At 73.0% G+C, this 23,461-nt stretch carries 14 protein-coding genes and 1 rRNA gene; 8 read left to right on the top strand and 7 right to left on the bottom strand.

From position 1 onward, the window contains the following. Positions 1-220: 220 nt before the first annotated feature. The 4 genes from ACW14Y_RS15635 to ACW14Y_RS15620 form a co-directional block, all read right to left on the bottom strand. Positions 221-1,408: an acyl-CoA dehydrogenase family protein gene (locus tag ACW14Y_RS15635; protein ID WP_456987221.1), complete on the bottom strand. Its 1,188-nt coding sequence runs from the start codon at positions 1,406-1,408 to the stop codon at positions 221-223. 199 nt (positions 1,409-1,607) lie between these two features. After that, complete coding sequence (locus ACW14Y_RS15630) at positions 1,608-2,627, bottom strand: hydroxymethylglutaryl-CoA lyase (protein WP_402723836.1); 1,020 nt, start codon at positions 2,625-2,627, stop codon at positions 1,608-1,610. Further along, positions 2,624-4,921, bottom strand: coding sequence for an acetyl/propionyl/methylcrotonyl-CoA carboxylase subunit alpha (locus tag ACW14Y_RS15625; RefSeq protein ID WP_456987219.1), 2,298 nt, complete (start codon positions 4,919-4,921; stop codon positions 2,624-2,626). The genes ACW14Y_RS15630 and ACW14Y_RS15625 overlap by 4 nt, the downstream gene beginning before the upstream one ends. Positions 4,922-5,035: 114 nt before the next feature. Next, entirely contained in the window at positions 5,036-6,757 is a 1,722-nt protein-coding gene (locus ACW14Y_RS15620; RefSeq protein WP_380310714.1) for a carboxyl transferase domain-containing protein, read from the bottom strand. Positions 6,758-6,891: 134 nt separating this feature from the next. Between ACW14Y_RS15620 and ACW14Y_RS15615 the strand changes: the two genes are divergently transcribed. Beyond that, a complete protein-coding gene (locus ACW14Y_RS15615; RefSeq protein ID WP_380310716.1) occupies positions 6,892-7,599 on the top strand; it encodes a TetR/AcrR family transcriptional regulator in 708 nt (235 codons plus the stop codon). Positions 7,600-8,116: 517 nt separating this feature from the next. Continuing rightward, positions 8,117-12,091 (top strand): ABC transporter ATP-binding protein, encoded by a 3,975-nt coding sequence (locus ACW14Y_RS15610; protein WP_456988176.1) that lies wholly within the window; start codon positions 8,117-8,119, stop codon positions 12,089-12,091. 117 nt (positions 12,092-12,208) lie between these two features. Here ACW14Y_RS15610 and ACW14Y_RS15605 read toward each other — a convergent pair whose 3' ends face one another. Beyond that, entirely contained in the window at positions 12,209-13,261 is a 1,053-nt protein-coding gene (locus tag ACW14Y_RS15605; protein WP_402723833.1) for an ATP-grasp domain-containing protein, read from the bottom strand. A gap of 185 nt (positions 13,262-13,446) precedes the next feature. Between ACW14Y_RS15605 and ACW14Y_RS15600 the strand changes: the two genes are divergently transcribed. Continuing rightward, positions 13,447-13,983: an NUDIX hydrolase gene (locus ACW14Y_RS15600; protein WP_402723832.1), complete on the top strand. Its 537-nt coding sequence runs from the start codon at positions 13,447-13,449 to the stop codon at positions 13,981-13,983. On the opposite strand, the gene ACW14Y_RS15595 is transcribed toward ACW14Y_RS15600, so the two are convergent. Both ACW14Y_RS15595 and ACW14Y_RS15590 read right to left on the bottom strand, forming a co-directional pair. Beyond that, positions 13,950-14,906, bottom strand: coding sequence for a hypothetical protein (locus tag ACW14Y_RS15595; RefSeq protein WP_456987215.1), 957 nt, complete (start codon positions 14,904-14,906; stop codon positions 13,950-13,952). The genes ACW14Y_RS15600 and ACW14Y_RS15595 overlap by 34 nt on opposite strands. Positions 14,907-15,133: 227 nt before the next feature. Then, entirely contained in the window at positions 15,134-16,252 is a 1,119-nt protein-coding gene (locus ACW14Y_RS15590; RefSeq protein ID WP_380312212.1) for an ABC transporter substrate-binding protein, read from the bottom strand. Between the two features lie 293 nt (positions 16,253-16,545). Here ACW14Y_RS15590 and ACW14Y_RS15585 point away from each other — a divergent pair, with 293 nt between their 5' ends. From ACW14Y_RS15585 to ACW14Y_RS15565, 5 genes are all read left to right on the top strand, one after another. Further along, on the top strand, positions 16,546-18,162 hold the full coding sequence (locus ACW14Y_RS15585; RefSeq protein ID WP_456987213.1) for an APC family permease: 1,617 nt from the start codon (positions 16,546-16,548) through the stop codon (positions 18,160-18,162). A gap of 262 nt (positions 18,163-18,424) precedes the next feature. Beyond that, positions 18,425-19,522: a tryptophan--tRNA ligase gene (trpS, locus tag ACW14Y_RS15580; RefSeq protein ID WP_456987211.1), complete on the top strand. Its 1,098-nt coding sequence runs from the start codon at positions 18,425-18,427 to the stop codon at positions 19,520-19,522. 77 nt (positions 19,523-19,599) lie between these two features. Then, a complete protein-coding gene (locus ACW14Y_RS15575; RefSeq protein ID WP_456987209.1) occupies positions 19,600-20,562 on the top strand; it encodes a S66 peptidase family protein in 963 nt (320 codons plus the stop codon). A gap of 97 nt (positions 20,563-20,659) precedes the next feature. Further along, positions 20,660-21,376, top strand: coding sequence for a nucleoside/nucleotide kinase family protein (locus ACW14Y_RS15570; protein ID WP_380312218.1), 717 nt, complete (start codon positions 20,660-20,662; stop codon positions 21,374-21,376). 545 nt (positions 21,377-21,921) lie between these two features. After that, a 16S ribosomal RNA gene (locus ACW14Y_RS15565) occupies positions 21,922-23,447 on the top strand. Positions 23,448-23,461: the final 14 nt, after the last annotated feature.

Here is a 23,461-nt window from a genome sequence, read left to right as displayed (position 1 = left end):
CGGCGGGTCGAGCCGGAGGCGCCGGGTGCGGTCGTGGGTGGCGGCCACTGGTCGGACGCGGGACGGACGTGCCGTCCACGCGGACCCGCACCGGAGAGTCCGCCGTCGGTCTCCTTCCTCGTTCCGGGCGCCCCTCCGAGCGCCCTCCTGAATGTGTTGCGGCCCTCCGCGCCGGCCCCGACGGGCGGCGCGGAGGGCCGTAGAAGGGCCTGGCGCAGCCTCAGGAGACGCCGAGCTCACGGGCGATGAGCATGCGCTGCACCTCCGAGGTGCCCTCGCCGATCTCCAGGATCTTGCAGTCCCGCCAGAAGCGGGCGACGGGGAACTCGTTCATGAAGCCGTACCCGCCGTGGATCTGGGTCGCCTCGCGGGCGTTGTCGACGGCAGCCTCCGACGAGTACAGCTTGGCGATCGCGGCCTCCTTCTTGAACGGTTCCGAGTGCAGCAGCCGGGAAGCGGCGTCCCGCCAGGCGAGGCGGGAGGTGTGGGCGCGCATCTCCATGTCGGCGAGCTTGAACTGGATGGCCTGGTTGGCGCCGATCGCTCGGCCGAAGGCGCGGCGGGTACCGGCGTAGAGGACGGACTGGTCGACGCAGCCCTGGGCCAGGCCGGTGGCCAGGGCGGCGATCGCGATGCGGCCCTCGTCGAGGATCCGCAGGAACTGGGCGTAGCCGCGACCTCGCTCGCCCAGCAGGTTGGCCGCGGGAACGCGGCAGTCGGTAAAGGACAGTTCGCGGGTGTCGGATGCGTTCCATCCGACCTTCGAGTACTTCTTCGACACCTGGAACCCGGGGGTCCCGGTGGGCACGATGATGGAGGAGATTTCGCGCCGCGGCGAGGAGAATTCGCCCTCTTCACTCGAACGAGCGAGCGGTTCGGTGAGCGCGGTGACGGTGACCAGACCCGTGATGTCGGTGCCGGAGTTGGTGATGAAGCACTTGGTGCCGTTGATCACCCACTCGTCGGTGGCCTCGTCGTAGCGCGCGGTGGTGCGGGTCGCCCCGGCGTCGGAGCCGCCCTCCGGCTCGGTCAGGCCGAACGCGCCGAGCAGCTCGCCGGAGGTCAGCCGGGGCAGCCACTCCCGCTTCTGCTCCTCCGTGCCGAAGCGGTAGATCGGCATCGCGCCGAGCGAGACCGCCGCCTCCAGGGTGATCGCGACCGAGGAGTCGACCCGGGCCAGCTCCTCCAGCACCAGGCAGAGCGCGAAGTAGTCGCCGCCCATGCCGCCGTACTCCTCCGGGAACGGCAGGCCGAACAGGCCCATCCGCCCCATCTCCCGCACGATCTCGTAGGGGAACTCGCCCTGCTCGTAGTACTCGCCGATCTTCGGCGCGACCACGTCCTGGGCGAATTCGGCCACGGTGCGCCGCAGTTCCTCGTACTCGGTGTTCAACCGGTGGTCGAGCATGGTGATCCTCCTGGGGCCCCGCCGGGGTGGGCGCGGGCGTGGTCGGGGCGGCCGGCGTCCGTGCGGGTGTGACGGACGGCGGGCGGTGCGAAGTGCGGACGAACGGGAGCGGACCGGCCGGTGGTCGAACGGCCGGGTCCGCGGGATGTCGACCGGGCGGGCAGTCGCCCGGCCGACGGGCGGGACGGTCGGTGCGGGGTCAGTCCCGGGCTCCGGCCCCGACGGCGCCGAGCAGGGCCTGCACGGTGCGGGACGGGCTCGGGCGGCCGAGCCGGCGCGCCATCCAGCCGCTGGTGGCGACCAGGGCGCGCAGGTCGACGCCGGTCCGGATGCCGAGGCCGTGCAGCATCCACACCAGGTCCTCGGTGGCCAGGTTGCCGGTGGCGCTCTTGGCGTAGGGGCAGCCGCCCAGTCCGCCGGCGGACGCGTCCACGGTGGTGACCCCGGCGCGCAGCGCGGTCAGCGTGTTGCTGAGCGCCTGGCCGTAGGTGTCGTGGAAGTGCACCGCCAGCCGGCCGACCGGCACGCCCGCCGCCGCGAACCCGTCGAGCAGGTCGGTGACCTGGCCCGGGGTGGCCACGCCGATGGTGTCGCCGAGGCTCAGCTCGGCGCAGCCCATCTCCAGCAGCCGCAGACCGGACCGGACCACCTGGGCGACCGGGACCGGACCCTCCCAGGGGTCGCCGAAGCACATCGACAGGTAGCCGCGGACCGGGACCCCGGCGGCCGAGGCCCGTTCCACCACGGGGCGGAACATCGCCATCGCCTCGTCCGCCGAGCGGTTGAGGTTGCGGCGGGCGAAGGTCTCGGTGGCGCTGGCGAACACCGCGACGTCGGTGGCGTGGTGGGCCAGCGCGCGGTCGAGCCCGCGCTCGTTGGGGACCAGCACCGGCAGTCGCAGCCCGGGGCGGCGCTCCGGGAGGCCGGCCAGCCGGGGCATCAGTTCCTCGGCGTCGGCGAGCTGGGGCACCCATTTCGGGTGGACGAAGCTGGTGGCCTCGACGGTGCGCAGCCCGGCGGCGGCCAGTCGGTCGATGAACTCGGCCTTGACCCCGACCGGGACGAGGGCGCTCTCGTTCTGCAGCCCGTCGCGCGGACCGACCTCGTGGATCCGCACCTCCTCGGGCAGGCCGGGGGCCCGCACCGGGGCGGGCAGTCCCAGGTCGAGGGCGTCGGGTTCGCGCGCGGGGCCGGCGCCTCTCGGCGCGGTGGCGGTCACGACCGGACCGCCGGGACGGGCCCGTCGGCGGCCGGCCGGGGCTCGGAGTCGGCCTCGGACCCGGCCTCGGCCGGGGTCACGACGACCAGCAGTTCCTCCATCGCCACGGTGGCGCCGGCGGTGGCCCGGAGCTCGCTCACCGTGCCGTCGTGCGGGGCGGAGATCACGTGCTCCATCTTCATGGCCTCCAGGACGAGCAGGGGCTGGCCCTTGCGGACCGACTCCCCGGCGGTGGTCTTGACGACCGTGACGGTGCCCGGCATCGGCGCGGTCAGGGCGCCGTGGTGGGCGGCACCGTCGGCGGCGCCCTCGCCGACCGGGTCGTGGCCGTGCACCGGCCAGGCGTCGCCGTCGACACCGAGCCAGGTCACCGGTCCGGCGGCCGTGGCGGTCCGGTCCTCGGCGAGGGCGAAGCCCGTCCGCAGGCCGTCGACGGTCAGCCGGAGGCGGTCGTCGGAGCGGTCGGCCACGGCCCGGTGGACCGGCCCGGCGCCGAGCCTGATCTCGACCTCGGCGGCGGCCCCGGACGGATTGTCGGTGGCCTCCGCTACGTTGCTCGCAGTGATCGGACGGATGCTCACCGACACCGGGTCCTGGCCGGGGACGCGGAGCCGGTGGGTGGTCCAGGCGGGGTCGCCGCCGAGGCGCCAGCCGGAGGGAAGGGAGAAGGGGTCGGTCCAGCCGTCGGCGTCGGCGGCGGGGGTGAGGTCCAGGTGCCGCGCGAGCGCGGCCGCGTAGTAGAGGAGGTGGGCCGGTGCCGGTTCCTCCGGCGGCAGGGTGTCCGGGGCCCCGGAGGCCGTCGCCGGGTTCTCGGAGGCCGACGTCGGCTTCTCGGCCGGGGCGGCCGCGGCGGTCGGCGAGTACGGCGAGGCGAGCAGTCCGGGCTCCCGCTGCGCCGTCTGCTCGACCAGGCCGGTGTCGAGCCGTCCTGCGGCGACCTCGGGGTGTGCGAGGAGCCGTCGCAGGAAACCGGTGTTGGTGGTGACGCCGAGGATCCGGGTGTCCGCGAGGGCGGCGCGCAGGCGCCGCAGCGCGGTCGGGCGGTCGGGTCCGTAGGCGATGACCTTGGCGAGCATGGGGTCGTAGGAGCTGGTGATCACGGTCCCGGGGGCGACCCCGGAGTCCACCCGGATGCCTTCGCCCCGGGGTTCGTCGAGGAGCAGGATGCGTCCGCCGGTGGGCAGGAAGTCGCGTTCCGGGTCCTCGGCGCAGATCCGGGCCTCGATGGCGTGGCCCTGGAAGGAGATGTCGGACTGGGTGAAGGCGAGGGGTTCACCGGCGGCGACCCGCAGCTGCCACTCGACCAGGTCGAGCCGTCCCGAGCCGGCCACGGCGACGGCGAGTTCGGTGACGGGGTGTTCCACCTGGAGACGGGTGTTCATCTCCATGAAGAAGAAGTCCCGCACGCCCTCCGCGGGGGTGGGGGAGTCCGGGTCGAGGCCGGGGACGATGAACTCCACGGTGCCGGCCCCGGTGTAGCCGCAGGACTCGGCGGCCCGGACGGCCGCGGCGCCCATGGCGGCGCGGGTCTCGGCGTTGAGCAGGACGGAGGGAGCCTCTTCGATCAGTTTCTGGTGGCGGCGCTGCAGGCTGCACTCGCGCTCGCCGAGGTGGACGGTGGTGCCGTGGGCGTCGGCCAGCACCTGCACCTCGATGTGGCGCGGCCGGTCGACCCAGCGCTCCAGCAGCAGGGTGTCGTCGCCGAAGGCGGTGCGGGCGACGCGCCGGGCGGCGGCGATCTCGGTCGGCAGCTCGGCCGGGTCGCGGACCAGGCGCATGCCCTTGCCGCCGCCGCCGGCGGAGGGCTTGAGCAGCACGGGGTAGCCGATCACGTCGGCCGCCGCGACGAGGTCCTCGTCGGTGGGCGCGGCGGCCTGGCTGCCCGGCACCACCGGCACGCCGGCGGCCCGCACGGCCTCCTTGGCGTTGATCTTGTCACCCATCAGCTCGACCGCGGCGGGAGGAGGACCGATGAAGACGAGGCCGGCGTCGGCGCAGGCGCGGGCGAAGGAGGCGTTCTCGGCGAGGAAGCCGTAGCCGGGGTGGACGGCCTGGGCGCCGGTCCGGCGGGCGGCGGCGAGGATCTGGTCGGTCCGCAGGTAGGTCTCGGCGGCGGAGCTGTCGCTGCGGTCGGCCGGGCCGAGCCGGACCGCGACGTCGGCCTCGCGGACGTGCGGTGCGTCGGCGTCGGCGTCGCTGAACACGGCGACCGAGCGCACGCCGAGCCGCCGCAGGGTGCGGATCACCCGGACGGCGATCTCGCCGCGGTTGGCGACCAGAACTGTGTCGAACATGGGAGGCGTTCCTCCGGGTCGAGGGGGCCGTACGAAGGAGGTGGCGGGCACCGGGTGGGTGCCGGGCACCGGGGAGGGCGGCGGAGCGGGTGGGCCGCCGCCCCGGGCGGAGCGCTACATGCGGAAGACGCCGAACGGGCCGGGCGCCGGGAGCGGGGCGTTGGCGCAGGCGGTGAGGGCGAGGCCGAGGACGGTCCGGGTGTCCATCGGGTCGATCACGCCGTCGTCCCAGAGCCGGGCGGTGGCGTAGTAGGCGTTGCCCTGGCGCTCGTACTGCTCGCGGACGGGGCGCTTGAACTCCTCCTCCGCCTCGGTGGCCCACTCCTCGCCGTGGGCCTCCAGCTGGTCGCGGCGGACGGTGGCCAGCACCGACGCGGCCTGCTCGCCGCCCATCACCGAGATCTTGGCGTTCGGCCACATCCACAGGAAGCGGGGTGAGTAGGCCCGGCCGCACATCGAGTAGTTGCCGGCCCCGTAGGAGCCGCCGATGACCACCGTCAGCTTCGGGACGCGGGTGCAGGCGACGGCGTTGACCATCTTGGCGCCGTGCTTGGCGATGCCGCCCGCCTCGTACTGCCGGCCGACCATGAAGCCGGTGATGTTCTGCAGGAAGAGGAGGGGGATGCCGCGCTGGTCGCACAGTTCGATGAAGTGGGCGCCCTTGAGCGCGGACTCGGCGAACAGCACGCCGTTGTTGGCGACGATGCCGACCGGGTGGCCGTGGATCCGGGCGAAGCCGGTCACCAGGGTCGCGCCGTACTCGGCCTTGAACTCGGCGAACCGGCTGCCGTCGACCAGCCGGGCGATCACCTCGCGCACGTCGTACGGCGTGCGCGGGTCGACCGGGACGGCCCCGTACAGGCCGGCCGGGTCGACGGCCGGCGGCTCGGCCGGGGCGAGCGGCCACGGGCGGGCGGAACGCGGGCCGAGCCCGGCGACGATGCCGCGGACGATGGAGAGGGCGTGGGCGTCGTCCTCGGCCAGGTGGTCCGTGACACCGGAGGTCCGGGAGTGCAGATCGCCGCCGCCCAGCTCCTCGGCGGTCACCACCTCGCCGGTCGCCGCCTTCACCAGCGGCGGCCCGCCGAGGAAGATGGTGCCCTGGTTGCGGACGATGACGGCCTGGTCGCTCATCGCCGGGACGTACGCGCCGCCGGCCGTGCAGGAGCCCAGCACGGCGGCGATCTGCGGGATGCCCGCGGCGGAGAGGCGCGCCTGGTTGTAGAAGATCCGGCCGAAGTGGTCGCGGTCCGGGAAGACCTCGTCCTGCATCGGGAGGAAGGCGCCGCCGGAGTCGACCAGGTAGACGCAGGGGAGCCGGTTCTCCAGCGCGACCTCCTGGGCGCGCAGGTGCTTCTTGACCGTCATCGGGTAGTAGGTGCCGCCCTTGACGGTGGCGTCGTTGGCGACCACCACCACCTCGCGCCCGGCGACCCGGCCGATGCCGGCGATCACGCCGGCGGCCGGTGCGGCGCCGTCGTACATCCCGTCGGCTGCCAGTGGGGCCAGTTCGAGGAAGGGGGAGGCCGGGTCGAGCAGGGTGTCCACCCGGTCACGGGGGAGCAGTTTGCCGCGCGCGGTGTGGCGGGCGCGGGCCTTGGCGCCGCCCCCGAGCGCGGCGGTGCCGAGCTTCTCGCGGAGTTCGGCGACCAGGGCCCGGTGGGCGTCGGTGTTCGTCCGGAACGCCTCGGACCCGGGGTCGGCGGCCGTGTCGAGGCGGGGCGCCGGTGCGGCCGCGCCGGGTGCGCCGCGGCCGTGGGCCGCGCCGCCCGCCGGGGTGCCGGTAGCCGCGCTGCCATTGATGCCGGTGGGTGCGCCGACAGTGGAGATGACCATCCCAAGAGCTCCCTTGCCCTCGGCGGCAGGTGGGCCGACAGGGCCGGTGAGCCCGCGACCCCCACACGTTAATGAACGTTAACTTCCGTCGCCCAGGTTAACCACCGATAACCCGACTGTCTACGATGGTCGGCATGCCGAACGTCCCATCCGCCTCCGGGCTCGCACGCCGCGACCAGATCCGCAGGGAGGCCGCCCGACTGTTCGCGGCCCGTGGCTTCCTCGGGGTGGGTGTCGACGAGATCGGCAAGGCCGTCGGCATCAGCGGCCCTGGCCTCTACCGGCACTTCGCCGGCAAGGACGCGATGCTCGCCGACCTACTGGTCGGCATCAGCGAGCGGCTGCTGGAGGAGGGCCGCCGCCGGGCGGGCGGCAGCGAGGGCCCGGCCGCCGCGCTGGACGCGCTGATCGGCGGCCATGTCGACTTCGCGCTCGACGACCGCGACCTGATCACGCTGCACGACCGGGAACTGCTCAACCTCCGCGACGAGGACCGCCGGACCGTCCGCCGCCTCCAGCGCGCCTACGTGGAGCTCTGGGTGGAGGAGGTCCGCCGGGCCTTTCCGCCGCTCGCCGCCCCGGCCGCCGAGCCGGTCGCCCGGGCGGCCGTGCACGCCGTCTTCGGGCTGATCAACTCGACCCCGCACAGCCACGGCCCGAACCCCGCCCAGGGGGACGAGCGCGCCGGGCTCACCCGCGACGCGATGGCCGCCCTGCTGCGCGGCCTCGCCCACGGCGCGTTCTCGGCGGCCGCCGACTCCGTCGCCGCCACTGCGGCCGCCGCCGCTGTCGAAGTGACCGCCACCGACGCCACTACCGTCACCGACGCCGCCCGGGCCTGACCGCCGGGCCCGCCGACGCCCGCGGCGCCGTTGCTCCCTTCGGGCGAGCCGGGTCGGCCGCCCGGCGTGATCCGAAAGAGGGCCTAGGACCAAGGGAGGTCCGCCCCCTGCGTCGGTGGGCGGTGGGCGGTTCCCGCTCCGTCGGCGACCCTGGTAACGAGCGCCGGTCCGGCCCGGCGGGAATCACCGCAGGCCGCGGGCTGTTGGCCCGACCGTCGGGCCGGGACCCCCGGCGCGTCCTGGCCTGAAAATCCATGGCGGTCACCCGACGGAATGGTTAGCATCCCTAAATATGCCTGAGACTCACGGATCTACGGTGGAGCTTTCCCCGAGCGGCACCCGAACCGGCACCCCGGGCGCGGACGCCGCCAAGAGCGACGCGGGCACCTCGGCGGACGAGCCCGGAGGCGGTCCGGCCCGACCGGGCCGGAAGCCCGGACCGTCCACGACCGCCCCCGACGGCTCCGGCCCGCCCGCCGGCGCCGACGACCCCGAGGGCGCGAGCTGGCTCCGACGGCTGCTCGGCTACTGCTGGCGCTCCCGGCGCAGCGTGCTGCTCGCCTTCGGCGCCTCGCTGCTCGGCATGGCCGTCACCGCCCTGGTGCCCCTGGTCACCAAGCTGATCATCGACGACGTCATCACCGCGCACTCCCGGCCGCTGGCCCCGTGGGCCGTCGTCCTGCTGCTGGCCGCCGCCGTCGTGTTCGGCTGCACCCAGGTCCGCCGCTACTACGGCGGGCAGCTGGCCGTCGACGTTCAGCACGACCTGCGCGCGGACCTCTTCCGCTCGCTCGGCAGACTCGACGGCCACCGCCAGGACCGGCTCGACACCGGACAGGTGGTCGGCCGCGCGACCTCCGACCTCCAACTGGTCAACGGGCTGCTCTCGATGCTGCCCATGATGACCGGCTACCTGCTCATGTTCGTCATGTCGCTCGGCGTGATGCTCTGGCTCTCGCCGCCGCTCACCCTGGTCGCGCTGGTGATGGCCCCGGTGCTGTGGTGGGTCTCGACGCTCAGCCGCAAGCGGCTGTTCCCCTCCACCTGGGCCGCCCAGCAGGAGGCCGCGGCCGTCGCCGGCGTGGTGGACGAGGCGATCGGCGGCGTGCGGGTGGTCAAGGGCTTCGGCCAGGAGGGGCAGGAGCTGGACAAGCTGGAGACGGCCTCGCGCAGTCTCTTCGCCGCCCGGCTGCGCTCGATCCGGCTCAACAGCCGCTACAACCCCGCCATGCAGGCCGTTCCGGCGCTCGCCCAGGTGGCGGTGCTGGCCTTCGGCGGCTGGCTGGCGGTCGAAGGGCGGGTCTCGCTCGGCACCTTCGTCGCCTTCTCCACCTATGTCGCGCAGATGACCGGTCCGGTCCGGATGCTCACCATGGTCATCACGGTCGGCCAGCAGGCCCGGGCCGGTGTCGAGCGCGTGCTCCAGCTGATCGACGAACGCCCGCTGGTCCGGGAACGCCCGGACGCGGTCGTCCTCGACCTGACCGCGGAACCGGCCGCCGGCCCCGCCGCACCCGACGGCGGTTCGCCCGCCACCACGGCCGCCCCCGCGCCCGCCACCACGCTCGCGGGCTCGGACGTCACCACGCCCGCCACCACGCCCGCAGGTCCGGACGCCCCCGCGCCCGACGCGGGTCCGGACGCCACCCTGTCCGCAGCCCCCCGCGTGGTCGGACCGCTCACCACCGAGGTGGCGCTGGAGTTCGACCGGGTCGGGTTCCGCTACGACCCCGAGCACCCGGCCCCCGTCCTGCACGGCCTCAGCCTCCGCCTCGCCCCCGGCGAGACCCTCGCCCTGGTCGGCTCCTCCGGTTCGGGCAAGTCCACCGTCGCGCAGCTGGTGCCCCGGTTCTACGACCCGGCGGAGGGCGCCGTCCGCCTCTACGGCCACGACCTGCGCGACCTGACCCTCGACTCGGTCCGGTCGGCCGTCGGCATCGTGCCCGAGGAGAGCTTCCTCTTCTCCGAGACCGTCCGCACCAACATCGCCTACGGCCGCCCGGACGCCACCGACGAGCAGGTCGTCGCGGCCGCCCGCGCCGCCCAGGCCGACGAGTTCGTCCGGGCGCTGCCCGACGGCTACGGGACGAAGGTCGGCGAGCAGGGCCTCACCCTGTCCGGAGGCCAGCGCCAGCGCATCGCCCTGGCCCGGGCGATCCTCACCGACCCCCGGATCCTGCTGCTCGACGACGCCACCTCGGCCGTGGACCCGCAGATCGAGGCCGAGATCCACGACGCGCTGCGCTCGGTGATGGCCGGCCGCACCACCCTGCTGATCGCCCACCGCCGCTCCACCCTCCAGTTGGCCGACCGGATCGCCGTCCTGGACCACGGCCGTCTGCTCGACATCGGCACGCACGAGGAACTCGACGCCCGATGTCCCCGCTACCGGGCCCTGATCACCGACCCCGAGGCGGGCCGGACCACCCCCGCCGCACCCCCGGCGGCACCCGGAGCGGCCGCGCCGCCCACCACCGCCGGCGCGGGGACCACCGCCACCGGCGCAGAGGCCACCGGCGAAGAGAACACCCCCGCGGAGCCCACCCAGGACCAGGGCGCCCCCACCCCCGCCATGCCCACCCCGGCCCTGGCCAAGGCCGCCCGCACCGCCGCACCCGACCTGCTCGCCCGGGTCGCCGCCCTCCCGCCGGCCACCGACCACCCGGAGATCCCCCGGGCCGAGGCCGAGCGCGGAGACCCGGACTTCAGCCTCCGCCGCCTGCTGCGCCCCTTCCGCCTCCCGCTCGCCCTGGCTCTGCTCCTGGTCGCCCTGGACGCGGGCGCCGGACTGGTGCTGCCGATCCTGATCCGGCACGGCATCGACGACGGCGTCAGCAAGGGCGTCATGACCGGCGTCGCCGTCGCCTCGCTCGCCGCCCTGGTGATCGTCCTGCTGGACTGGCTGGTGCAGGGCGCCGAGAACCGGGTCAGCGGCCGCACCGGTGAGCGTGTGCTCTACACGCTCCGGCTCAAGATCTTCGCCCACCTCAACCGGCTCGGCCTCGACTACTACGAGCGCGAACTCTCCGGCCGGATCATGACCCGGATGACCACCGACCTGGACTCGCTCACCTCGTTCCTCCAGACCGGCGTGGTCACGGCGGTGGTCAGCCTGCTGACCTTCCTCGGCATCTTCGCCGCGCTGCTGGTGATCGACGCCGGACTCGCCCTGGCGGTCTTCGCGGTGCTGCCGCTGCTGGCGGTCGCGACCCTGGTGTTCCGCCGGAAGTCCAAGGCGCAGTACGAGATCTCCCGGGACCTCATCAGCACGGTCAACGCGGACCTCCAGGAGAACGTGGCCGGGATGCGGATCGTCCAGGCGTTCCGCCGGCTGGACGCCAACACGGACCGCTTCGTCGCCCGGGGCATCGCCTACCGGGACGCCCGGGTCCGGGCGCAGTTCTACATCTCGCTGTACTTCCCGTTCGTGCAGTTCCTCTCCAGCGTGGCCGCCGCGCTGGTGCTGATCATGGGCGCGTCGCGGGTGGACGCCGGGACGCTCACCGTCGGCGCGCTGGTCGCCTACCTGCTCTACATCGACCTGTTCTTCGCGCCGGTCAACCAGCTCTCCCAGGTGTTCGACGGCTACCAGCAGGCGGCGGTCGGCCTCGGCCGGATCCGTGAACTGCTGCGCACCCCGACCAGCACCGCGCAGGCGGCCGACCCGGTGCCCGTCCCGGCCGGGCTCCGCGGCGAGATCGAGTTCGACCGCGTCGGCTTCGCCTACAACGGCGGCGCGGACGGCGCCCCGGACGTCCTCACCGGCATCAGCCTGCGGATCCCGGCCGGGCAGACGGTGGCGCTGGTCGGCGAGACGGGGGCCGGCAAGTCGACCCTGGTCAAGCTGGTCGCCCGGTTCTACGACGCGACGTCCGGCACCGTCCGGGTCGACGGCGTGGACCTGACCCGCTACGACCTCGCCGAGTACCGGCACCGGCTCGGGGTGGTGCCGCAGGAGGCATACCTGTTCGCCGGGACGGTGCGCGGGGCCATCGCGTACGGCCGGCCGGGGGCCTCGCCGGCCGAGGTGGAGGCGGCGGCCCGGGCCGTCGGCGCGCACGACATGATCCTCCGGCTGTCCGGCGGCTACGAGCACGAGGTCGCCGGGCGGGGGCGGAACCTCTCGGCGGGTCAGCGCCAGCTGATCGCGCTGGCCCGGGCCGAACTGGTCGATCCGGACATCCTGCTGCTGGACGAGGCCACCGCGGCGCTCGACCTGGCCACCGAGGCGGCGGTCAACCACGCCGCGGACCGGCTCAGCGGCGGGCGCACCACCCTGGTCATCGCGCACCGGCTGACCACCGCCGAGCGCGCGGACCGGGTGGTCGTGCTGGACCGGGGCCGGGTGATCGAGGACGGCACGCACAAGGAGCTGCTGGCGCGGGGCGGGGCGTACACCCGGCTCTGGCAGGCGTTCGTGGCGGAGGGGCACCACCGGTCCGGCGCGGGCGCCGGGTTCGCCCCGGTCCCGGACGCGATCGCCGGAGCGTGAGCGGCCGGGGCGCCGCGGGCGGTCCTCACGACCGCCCGCGCCGCCCCGACCGCGTGCCCCGCCCGCGCCGTACCGCCCGCGTGCCCCGGCATTCCCGGGCCAGGTGACCCCGGTCGTTCACGCCGCGAGCAGCGCGATCAGCAGCCTCGAAGGATCGATTCCCCGGGGCAGTTCGCTCACCTGCCCGTCACCGACCTCGACCACCCGCCAGCCGGAGCCGTCCGCCCGCTCGGCCAGGTCGGTGGTGACGAACCGGCAGCCGAGCGTCCGCACCGGTGCCCGCACCCCGGACAGGTCGGGCGCGGACGGGGAGCCGGGCAGGTCCGGATGCGGTCCGACCAGCACCGGCTCGCCGTCCAGCCACCACACCCGGGACTCCACCGCCCGCCGTCGCCCGCCCCGTCCGTCGTCCGGCAGCCCGGGGTCCTGCGACCGGTCCGGCCCGGAACCGCCGGACGGCGCGTCGGTGGCGTCCCACAGCACCCGGGTGAACTCCTCGAACCGCCGCAGCACCACGCCACCGGCCAGGTAGGGGCCCTGTCGTTCCACGAACCGGGCGACCACCCGGGCCACGGCCGGAAGGTCCGCCAGTTCCGGGACGAAGCAGGCCTCGCTCCACTCCTCCTTGCGGGACTTCACGTAGTCCTTGACGATCGCCGGTCCCCGCCCGCCGAGCCCGGCGACGGCCGCCGCCAACCGCTCCGGACCGGGCGGCGCGATCCCGGCCCCGTCCCCGCCGCTCCCGCCCTCACCGCCGCTGCCGTCCCCGGCACCGCCCCGGTCCCCGCTGCCGCTGCCGGCCCCCGCCAGCGGCAGCCAGACGCTCTGCGGTGTCGCCCCCTCGAACACCCCGTACCAGCCCGGCAGTTCGTGCGCCGAGGCGTACCCGGGCGGGCTGGTCAGCAGATGCCCGCCGCGTTCGGCCAGGGCGGCGGCGAACGCCGCGTACCGGTCCGAGGGGAGCATCCACCCCCGGTACCAGAACGGTCCGCGGCCCGCCGGGACCCGGTCGACGGCCGCGCGGGCGTCACCGGCGAGCAGCGCGTCGTGGTCGACCAGGTGGTGTTCACCGCCCAGGTCCCGCAGCAGCCGGGCCTCCCGGACGAACTGGGGATCGATCCGGCGCGGGTCCAGCGGATGGGAGGGGAGGAGGAACGCGGGTGCGGGCATGGGCGTCAGAGTACGGGCAGGAACAGCCCGTCGAGCCGTCAAAACCCCGACGCCACAGGCCCTGACCGGCCCTGTCCGGCCGGGCCGGGCTGTCGCGGCCACCGCCCTCCGGCCGTCGCGGCCACCGCCCCGCGGGCCGTGGAAACCGTTCGACCGCCGGAGCGCACCACTGGCAGAGTGACCCGATGCGAAACCTGTGGCGAAACGCGCGAAGGGTCCCACGCCGGGCCGCCAGGACGGTCGTCCTGGACGAGCACGGCGCCGTCTTCCTGCTGCGTTCGGACAACAGCGAGGTCGGCGTGCACTGGACCATGCCGGGTGGCGGCATCGAGGCCGACGAGACGCCGTGGGCGGGGGCACGCCGCGAGCTCTGGGAGGAGACCGGCTGGTCGGACCTCGAACCCGGCCCGCTGCTCTGCACCTGGGAACACGACTTCACCTGGCACGGCACGCCGGTCCGCCAGCACGAGCACATCTACCTCACCGACGGCCCGCACCGGGGCCCGGTCGGCGACGTCAGCGCGGTGCACGCCGCGGACCGGATCCTCGACTGGCGCTGGTGGACCCCGGCGGACCTCGCGGACGAGAACGCGGACGCCCTCTGGCCGCCCCGGCTGCCGGAGCTGCTGGCCGAGGTCCGGGAGGGTTGGCTCACCGAGCGGCGCGAACCCCGGCCCGTCGATCTCGGCTACATCCCGAACGGCGGATCCGTCCGCTCCTGAGCGGCGGTCCCGTCGGCGCCGAACGCCTGGAGCGGGCGACGCCGGCCGCGTCGGCCCGGCCGCCCGGGCGGGCCGACCTGCCAGTCCCGGAGCTCCAGCTCCCGGTCGTGCAGGGCGGCGGGGTTGATCACGACGGAGAGCCGCGCCTCGGTGAGCTGTTCGTAGGCGAGTCCGGTGGCGCTCAGCAGCTGTTCGGTCGGTACCGAGACGGCGATCGCGGGCCGCCAGACGGGCAGCACGACCAGACACGTCCCCCGGCCGAGCCGGAGGAGCTCGGCGGTCGCCCGGACGGCGGGCCGCTCCTCGGGGCGGCCCGGCCACCCCGGTCGCCCGCCGGCGTCCGGCGGCTGGGGCGTGCCACCGATCAGCACGCCCAGCGGGGGTTCGGCCGCCGCCGCCCCCGGCCGGGAGGTGTCCCGGTCGCCGCCGGTGCGCGGCGCGGGCACGACCGGCGTGCCGCCGGCCGGCGCCGGGCCGGTGCGCGCGCCGTCCGGCCGGACGGGGGCCGCCGTCTGCGGATGCAGCAGACGGAGGCGGCGCGACGGCGAGGGCCGTCGGCTGATGGCGGTGCGCAGCTCCTCGTGGGCCGCCCGCAGCACCGGGACCGTCCGCTCCTGGACGGCCGGCGGCTGCCGGAGCCCGGGGGACGCCTCGCCCGACCGGCCGGACCCGCCCGCCGCGGCCTCCTCGGCGGCCGCGGCGGACTCTGAGGCCTCGGACCCGCCGTCGGCGTCCCCGCCGCGCGGCCGGGGCACGGAGCCGCCCAGCAGGCCGCCGGCCGCGCCGCCCGTCCGGGCGTCGGTGCCCGCCGCCGTGATCGAACAGCGGGTCCCCCCGTCCACCGGGTCGGCGGCGTCGAGCGCCGGGGGAACGGACGGGGCGGACGGCTGTCGGTCGGCGGCGGTCCGGTCGAGCGTGGTCATTGGCACGGGCCCTTCGGGGTACGGTCCCGTCGATCCTCCCGCACCGGGCGACGTGCTCCAAGCGCGTTTCCGCCCCCTGCGCCCCACAACACCGTCACGCCCCACGAGTCCCCCTCGTACCACCGGTCCCACCTGCACAACACCCTGACGTCCTGTCGGGCTCGCAGGTTCCCTCGTCGGGCCCACCGGATTCCCGCCGGCCCCGGTCCCCCCGGGGAGGGTGCCGGTCAGGCCCCGGGTGCCACGAAGCCCTTCAGGTCCGAGAGGACAACGTTCGCGGCGGCCACGCCGAGCCCGAGGAACCAGGTCTCGTCCGGGACCGGCCGCGCCTGGCCGGACTTGACCGCGCCCAGGGTCTTCCAGAGCGCCCCGCCGAGCACCGCGTCCTGGTTGGTGGAGCTGGGCGTGCCGTAGACCCCGTAGAAGATCCAGTCGGCGTCCGCCTTGTCGATCTGCTCGGGGCCGATCTCCACCGCGAGTTCCTTGACCTGCTCGATCGGGGGCTGCGGCAGCCGGACGTCGGTGAGGACGGTGCCGATGAAGGACAGCTCCGCGTACAGCCGGGTCTTGCCGGGCATGAAGCGCAGCGGCGTGATGGTGGGCCGCTTGTCGCCGAGCGCGGCGCCGATCGCCGCGGCGGCCGCCTGGTAGGCGTCCAGCTGCGCCCTGGCCTCCGCCTCCAGGCCGAACGGGCTCGCGTTGAGCACGAAGTTCTGCTTCCACGGGTAGCCGGGGCGCAGCGAGAAGACGGTCGGCGCGATCTTGGAGAGCTGCTGGTACTGGTCCTGGGCGCGCAGCTGGCTGCCGAGGATCAGGTCCGGCTTGAGCGCGGCGATGGCCTCCAGGTTGAGGCTGTTGATGGTGCCGACGGCGGCGGGGCTGCCGGCCCTGTCCTTGAGGTAGGACGGCATGCTCTTGGAGCCGTCGGTGTGGACCACGCCGACCGGCTGGATGCCCAGCGAGACGACGTTGTCGAGCTCGCCGGTGTCGAGGACGACGACCCGGGTCGGCTTCGCCGGGACGACGGTCTCGCCCAGCGCGTGCCTGATGGTCCGGGGGTAGACGCCGGGTGCGGCGTCGGTGCCGAAGCCCTTCATCTTCTCGATCACGGTGGCGTAGTCGTCGCCGCCCTGCTTGACGGACTTCTGGTCCGGGGAGGAGCCGCCGGAGGGCTTCGCCGTGCCGCCGGCACCGCCCGGTCCGGTCGACCCGCCGGAGCCGCCCGAGCTGCCGCAGGCGGTGAGGAGTCCGCCGAGGCCGAGGACGGCGCCGCCGGTGAGCGCCGCGGTGAGCAGGGCCCGTCGGCCGGGGCGGGGGGTGGTCGGGTGGCCGGGAGTGGGGGACACGCGGCGCTCCTTCGGGGGCGGAATGTTGGTTAGGCAAGGCAAACCTATCCGACGTCCCCGAACGGTCCCGCGCCGCGTCGGCCGGGTCCGCGCAGCCGACGGCAAAACGTCTCAAAAGGTGACACAGCGGGCAAATCAATTCGGTAACAACCCTTTGAAATAAAGGTACACGCCTTAACGCCCCATGCATCATCGGCCAACGCCCAGCTCCGTACGGGCAAATCGAAGGGAGTGGTTCAAATCACCAAGGGTTGGCCTACTCAACCTTCGGTACCCGCACCTAGGGTGCGCAGGTGTTTGATCAGCAGCTCTCAGAGCACGGAAGCAGCGGCCGGGCAACGGCGCCCGCCGCTCCGCAGGGTGCCCCGGTCAGTGGTGCCAGTGGTGGAGCCCCCGGCACGGGGGCGACGGGGGCAGCGGGGGACAAGGGCCTACGGGGCAACTCGGTCGGCCTGCTGAGCAGCGTGGTCCTGGGCGTCTCCACGGTCGCCCCGGTCTACTGCCTGACCGCCACCCTGGGACCGACGGTCACCGCCGTCGGCGTCCAGATGCCCGCGGTCTTCCTGGCCGGCTTCCTGCCGATGCTGCTCGTCGCGTTCGCGTACAAGGAACTGAACAAGGACTTCCCGGACTGCGGCACGTCCTTCACCTGGACGGTCAAGGCCTTCGGCCCCCGCGTCGGGTGGATGGCCGGCTGGGGCCTGACGGTCGCCACCATCATCGTGCTGTCCAACCTCGCCGGGGTGGCCACCGACTTCCTGTACCTCATGCTCGGCGAGATGACGGGCAGCGGAGCCGTCGCCGACCTCAACGACAACAAGGCCGTCCATCTGGCCACCGTCGTCGTCCTGATCGCCGCCGCCACCGCGATGAGCTACCGCGGCATGACGGCCACCAAGTGGTTCCAGTACAGCCTGGTCGGGCTCCAGCTCGCCGTCCTGCTGCTGTTCGCCGGCGTCGCCATCGGTAAGGCCGCCACCGGCGACCTGCCCGACTCCGTCGGCTTCTCCGCCTCCTGGCTCAACCCGCTGGAGGTGGGCTCGTTCAGCGCCTTCACCGCCGGCCTGTCCCTCTCGATCTTCATGTACTGGGGCTGGGACACCTGCCTCACCATGAACGAGGAGACCAGCGGCAGCGCCAAGACCCCGGGCCGGGCCGCGATGATCTCGATGATCACCCTGGTCGGCTCCTACCTGCTGGTCGCCGTCGCCGCCCAGATGTTCGCCGGCGTCGGCAGCACCGGCAACGGCCTCGGCAACCCGGACACCGCCGACAACGTCTTCTCCGCCCTGGCCCGGCCGGTCCTCGGCTCGCCGTGGAGCATCCTGCTCTTCCTGGCCGTCGTCGCCAGCGCCGCCGCCAGCCTGCAGACCACCTTCATCCCGGTCGCGCGGACCCTGCTCGCGATGAGCGCCTACCGGGCCGTACCGCCCCGCTTCGGCACCGTCCACCCGCGCCACCGCACCCCCGGCTTCGCCACCGTCGCCGCCGGAGCCGCCACCGCCGTGTTCTACGTCGGCATGAGCGTGATCAGCGAGAACGTCGTCCAGGACACCATCCTGGCCCTCGGTCTGATGATCTGCTTCTACTACGCGCTGACCGCCTTCGCCTGCGTCTGGTACTTCCGGCACTCGCTCCGCGACAGCCTGCGCGACCTCGTGCTCAAGGGCCTCGCCCCACTGCTCGGCGGCCTCCTGCTCGGCGGGGTCTTCCTGCAGACCCTCACCGACGCCTGGGACCCGGAGTACGGCAGCGGCGCCGTGTTCGGCATCGGTTCGGTGTTCGTCATCGGCGTCGGCATCCTGCTGCTGGGCGCGGTCCTGATGCTCGTGTACGGCGCCTACCGGCCCGCGTTCTTCCGCGGCGAGACCCTCCGCCAGGACACCCCCGCCCTCGTCGTCGAGGACTGACGGGCGACGGAGCGGCGCGGAAAGCGGCAGCGCGGGGAACCGCGGCGCGGAAGCGGAAAACCGGCGGCGGTCCGGCACCCGCGACCGCTACCCTCGCACCCATGAAGCGCTTCGCAGGTCTCGACTGGTGGCCGTCCTAGGACGGCCACCAGCCACGCCTGACCAGGGCCGTCCGGGACGGACGGCCCTGCTGCGTTTCTCCGACGGGACGGGCCCCGAGCCCCGGACGGCCGCGACCACCGCCGTACCGAGGAGAAACCCCGTGACCACCGCGAGCACCGCGACCGCCCCGAACGTCCCCACCGACGCGACCGGCCCGAGCCACCTGACCGACCTGGCCGACCTGGCCGAGGGCATCCGCGACAACCCGGCCGCCCACCGCGTCCTCACCGGCGACCGCCCCACCGGCCCGCTCCACCTCGGCCACTACTTCGGCAGCCTCCGCAACCGCGTCCACCTCCAGCGCCTCGGCGTCGAGATGTTCCTCGTCGTCCCCGACTACCAGGTCATCACCGACCGGGACCTCGCCGACCGCCTCGCCGAACACACCGAGAACCTCGTCGTCGACTACCTCGCCACCGGGATCGACCCCGACCGCGCCACGATCTTCACCCACAGCTCCGTCCCCGCCCTCAACCAGCTGCTGCTGCCCTTCCTCAGCCTGGTCAGCGTCGCCGAACTCCACCGCAACCCCACCGTCAAGGACGAGATCGCCCACTCCAGCCAGGCCGCCGTGAACGGACTGATGCTCACCTACCCCGTCCACCAGGCCGCCGACATCCTCTTCTGCAAGGCCGACCTCGTCCCCGTCGGCAAGGACCAGCTGCCGCACCTCGAAGTCGCCCGCACCGTCGCCCGCCGCTTCGACGAGCGCTACCCGCGCCCCGACGGCACCCCCGTCTTCCCCCGCCCCCGCGCCCTGCTCTCCTCCGCACCGCTGCTCCTCGGCACCGACGGCGGCAAGATGAGCAAGAGCCGCGGCAACTCCGTGCCGCTCGCCGCCGACGAGGACACCACCGCCCGCCTCCTCAAGGGGGCGAAGACCGACGCGGACCGCCGCATCACCTACGACCCCGTCGGCCGCCCCGAGGTCGCCAACCTCCTCCTGCTCGCCGGCCTCTGCCAGGACCGGGCGCCCGAGGAGCTCGCCGAGGAGATCGGCGACGGCGGCGCCGCCGCCCTCAAGCGCACCGTCACCGAGGCCGTGAACGAACACCTCCGGCCGATCCGCGCCCGCCGCGCCGAACTCGCCGCCGACCGGGCCCACATCCGCCAGGTCCTGCGCACCGGATCCGAACACGCCAACGCGATCGCCGACGCCACCCTCACCGAAGTGCGGGCCGTCATGGGATCGCTGTGAACGCGGCCGGGGCATAACCTCTCGGGGCCGGTCCCGCGCCGGCCCCGAGAGCACCCCGACCCGGAAGGAACCCGGCCATGGCCCAGCACCCGACCACCCCAGGCCGAGGGCTGACCCGCCCGCCGCACCTCCGCCCCGGGGACCACATCACCGTGGTCGCCACCAGCGGCCCCATCGATCCGCAGCGGCTCAGCGCCGGCACCGCCGTCCTCCGCTCCTGGGGACTGCGCGTCACCGTCGCCCCGCACGTCCTCGACACCCACCCCGTCCTCGGCCACCTCGCCGGGACCGACGCCGACCGCGCCGCCGACCTCCAGGCCGCCTGGCTCGACCCCACCGTCGACGCCGTCGTCTGCGCCCGCGGCGGCTACGGCGTCCACCGCATGGTCGACCTCCTCGACTGGGACGCCCTGCGCGCCGCCCCGCCCAAGATCCTCATCGGCTTCAGCGACGTCTCCTCCCTGCACGAGGCCTTCGCCCAGCGCCTCGGCCTCGCCACCCTCTACGGACCGATGACCGCCACCGCCGGCTTCATCGGCGACGCCCCCACCGCCGAACACCTGCGCCGCACCCTCTTCGACCCCGCCGCCACCACCGTCATCACCTCGCCCACCGCCGCCGCCCTCGTCCCCGGCCGGGCCCGCGGCGTCACCGCCGGCGGCTGCACCCACGTCCTCGCCGCCGAGCGCGGCACCCCCGCCGCCCGCCCCTCCTACGCGGGCAACATCCTGATCCTCGAAGACGTCAACGAGCACCCGTACCAGCTCGACCGCCTCCTCACCCAGTTCCTGCGCTCCGGCGCCTTCGACGGCGTCACCGGGATCGCGCTCGGCTCCTGGGAGGGCTGCGGCCCGCTCGACCGGGTCCGGGACGTCATGCTCGACCGGCTCGGACCGCTCGGCATCCCCGTCGTCTGGGAGCTCGGCTTCGGCCACTGCCCGTCCACCCTCACCGTCCCGCTCGGCGTCCCCGCCCTGCTCGACGCGGACGCCGGGACGCTCACCCTGGACCTGCCCGCCCTCGCCGACCGCCCCGCGTAGCCGGGGGCCGGCCGCCGGGGGTGCCCGCCGGGGCTGCTCGCGGCGGCCGGCCCGCCGAGGTCGCTCGCTGAGGTCGCTCTCTGAGTAGGGTTCGCCCATGAACGCGGACCGCACCACCGGGGACCGCACGGGGGACACCCCCGGCGCCGACAGCCTGACGGCCCTCGCCCTCGGCCTGCTGCGAGGCCCCGGGAGCGAGGCCCGCACCGTCCTCGGACTCGCCGGCCCGCCCGCCGCCGGCAAGTCCACCCTGGCCCGGCACCTCGTCGCGGAGGTCGAGCGCCGGGAGGGCCCGGGCAGCGCCGCCTACCTCCCCCTCGACGGCTTCCACCTCTCCGCCGCCCAGCTCGACCGCCTCGGCCTGGGCCACCGCAAGGGCGCCCCCGCCACCTTCGACGCGCACGGCTACGTCGCCCTGCTGCGCCGGGTCGCCACCGAGCGGTTCCAGGACATCTACGTCCCCGACTTCGACCGCGACCTCGACGAACCGGTGGCCGCCCGCCACGTCGTCCACCCGCGGACCCGCCTGGTGGTGACCGAGGGCAACTACCTCGCCTCCGCCGACCACCCCTGGCCGGAGGCCCGCCGACTGCTGCGCGAGCTCTGGTACGTCGAGGCCGACGACGCCGTCCGCGAGGCCCGTCTCCTCGACCGCCACCGCACCGGCGGCCGGGACGAGGCCACCGCCCGCCGCTGGGTCACCGGCAACGACCGCCCCAACGGCGAGTACGTGAAGGCGGGCCGCGCCGTCTGCACCCGCATCGTCCGGGCGGACCGTTTGCCTTTGCCTCCGAACGGGCGTAGTGTTCTGTAGTCGCTCGGCAGGGAGCACCGGACACGCATCGGCGCGGACGGTCCCGGAGCGGCCAATCCTCTGAAACACCACCTCTTCCCATTTCGGGCCGAGGCGTGTCGTTATTTCTTTCGATACGTTCCGGCTCAGGGTCTATTAGGTGTGCCTGCTTTCAGGGATTGCGGCCGGATTCGCTTTTCGGAGCGGGGATCGGCTAGAGTTTGAAACGTCGGACGGGGCGTCAAGCCGCAGAAGACACCAGCGAGTTGGATGAAGGAAGCGCCGGGAACGGCACGGAAAACATCTGATAAGCTGGGAACACGAAAGAACGAAGCGCCCGGAGGGCCGGTGTGAAAGCCGCCTGAAGGAAGTGTCCGTTCCTTGAGAACTCAACAGCGTGCCAAAAGTCAACGCCAGATATGTTGACATCCCCGGCCTCAGGGTTTCCTGGGGTTGGAGATTCCTTTTGAAGTAAAACACTAGCGAGGACGCAGTGCGCGGGACCACCCTATTCCGGTGGTTGCCGTGCCGCTCGACGCGAGTGCTGACCCGATTACGGGTAATCATTCACGGAGAGTTTGATCCTGGCTCAGGACGAACGCTGGCGGCGTGCTTAACACATGCAAGTCGAACGGTGAAGCCCTTCGGGGTGGATCAGTGGCGAACGGGTGAGTAACACGTGGGCAATCTGCCCTGCACTCTGGGACAAGCCCTGGAAACGGGGTCTAATACCGGATATGACCTGGGACCGCATGGTCCCGGGTGTAAAGCTCCGGCGGTGCAGGATGAGCCCGCGGCCTATCAGCTTGTTGGTGGGGTAATGGCCTACCAAGGCGACGACGGGTAGCCGGCCTGAGAGGGCGACCGGCCACACTGGGACTGAGACACGGCCCAGACTCCTACGGGAGGCAGCAGTGGGGAATATTGCACAATGGGCGAAAGCCTGATGCAGCGACGCCGCGTGAGGGATGACGGCCTTCGGGTTGTAAACCTCTTTCAGCAGGGAAGAAGCGCAAGTGACGGTACCTGCAGAAGAAGCACCGGCTAACTACGTGCCAGCAGCCGCGGTAATACGTAGGGTGCGAGCGTTGTCCGGAATTATTGGGCGTAAAGAGCTCGTAGGCGGCCTGTCGCGTCGGATGTGAAAGCCCGGGGCTCAACCCCGGGTCTGCATTCGATACGGGCAGGCTAGAGTGTGGTAGGGGAGATCGGAATTCCTGGTGTAGCGGTGAAATGCGCAGATATCAGGAGGAACACCGGTGGCGAAGGCGGATCTCTGGGCCATTACTGACGCTGAGGAGCGAAAGCGTGGGGAGCGAACAGGATTAGATACCCTGGTAGTCCACGCCGTAAACGTTGGGAACTAGGTGTTGGCGACATTCCACGTCGTCGGTGCCGCAGCTAACGCATTAAGTTCCCCGCCTGGGGAGTACGGCCGCAAGGCTAAAACTCAAAGGAATTGACGGGGGCCCGCACAAGCAGCGGAGCATGTGGCTTAATTCGACGCAACGCGAAGAACCTTACCAAGGCTTGACATATACCGGAAACGGCTAGAGATAGTCGCCCCCTTGTGGTCGGTATACAGGTGGTGCATGGTTGTCGTCAGCTCGTGTCGTGAGATGTTGGGTTAAGTCCCGCAACGAGCGCAACCCTTGTTCTGTGTTGCCAGCATGCCTTTCGGGGTGATGGGGACTCACAGGAGACTGCCGGGGTCAACTCGGAGGAAGGTGGGGACGACGTCAAACATCATCATGCCCCTTATGTCTTGGGCTGCACACGTGCTACAATGGTCGGTACAAAGGGCTGCGATGCCGCGAGGCGGAGCGAATCCCAAAAAGCCGGCCTCAGTTCGGATTGGGGTCTGCAACTCGACCCCATGAAGTTGGAGTTGCTAGTAATCGCAGATCAGCATGCTGCGGTGAATACGTTCCCGGGCCTTGTACACACCGCCCGTCACGTCACGAAAGTCGGTAACACCCGAAGCCGGTGGCCTAACCCGTAAGGGGAGGAGCCGTCGAAGGTGGGACCAGCGATTGGGACGAAGTCGTAACAAGGTAGCCGTACCGGAAGGTGCGGCTGGATCACCTCCTTTCTAAGGAGCAATAT

Source organism: Kitasatospora sp. cg17-2, assembly GCF_054031055.1.
This window is presented reverse-complemented; position numbering and strand designations above follow the sequence as displayed.

Coding starts and splice junctions, on each gene's coding strand:
- ACW14Y_RS15615 (WP_380310716.1), top strand. CDS start 6,892: ATGCCGAACGTCCCATCCGCCTCCGGGCTCGCACGCCGCGACCAGATC.
- ACW14Y_RS15575 (WP_456987209.1), top strand. CDS start 19,600: ATGGCCCAGCACCCGACCACCCCAGGCCGAGGGCTGACCCGCCCGCCG.
- ACW14Y_RS15570 (WP_380312218.1), top strand. CDS start 20,660: ATGAACGCGGACCGCACCACCGGGGACCGCACGGGGGACACCCCCGGC.
- ACW14Y_RS15620 (WP_380310714.1), bottom strand. CDS start 6,757: ATGGTCATCTCCACTGTCGGCGCACCCACCGGCATCAATGGCAGCGCG.
- ACW14Y_RS15605 (WP_402723833.1), bottom strand. CDS start 13,261: ATGCCCGCACCCGCGTTCCTCCTCCCCTCCCATCCGCTGGACCCGCGC.
- ACW14Y_RS15635 (WP_456987221.1), bottom strand. CDS start 1,408: ATGCTCGACCACCGGTTGAACACCGAGTACGAGGAACTGCGGCGCACC.
- ACW14Y_RS15625 (WP_456987219.1), bottom strand. CDS start 4,921: ATGTTCGACACAGTTCTGGTCGCCAACCGCGGCGAGATCGCCGTCCGG.
- ACW14Y_RS15595 (WP_456987215.1), bottom strand. CDS start 14,906: ATGACCACGCTCGACCGGACCGCCGCCGACCGACAGCCGTCCGCCCCG.
- ACW14Y_RS15600 (WP_402723832.1), top strand. CDS start 13,447: ATGCGAAACCTGTGGCGAAACGCGCGAAGGGTCCCACGCCGGGCCGCC.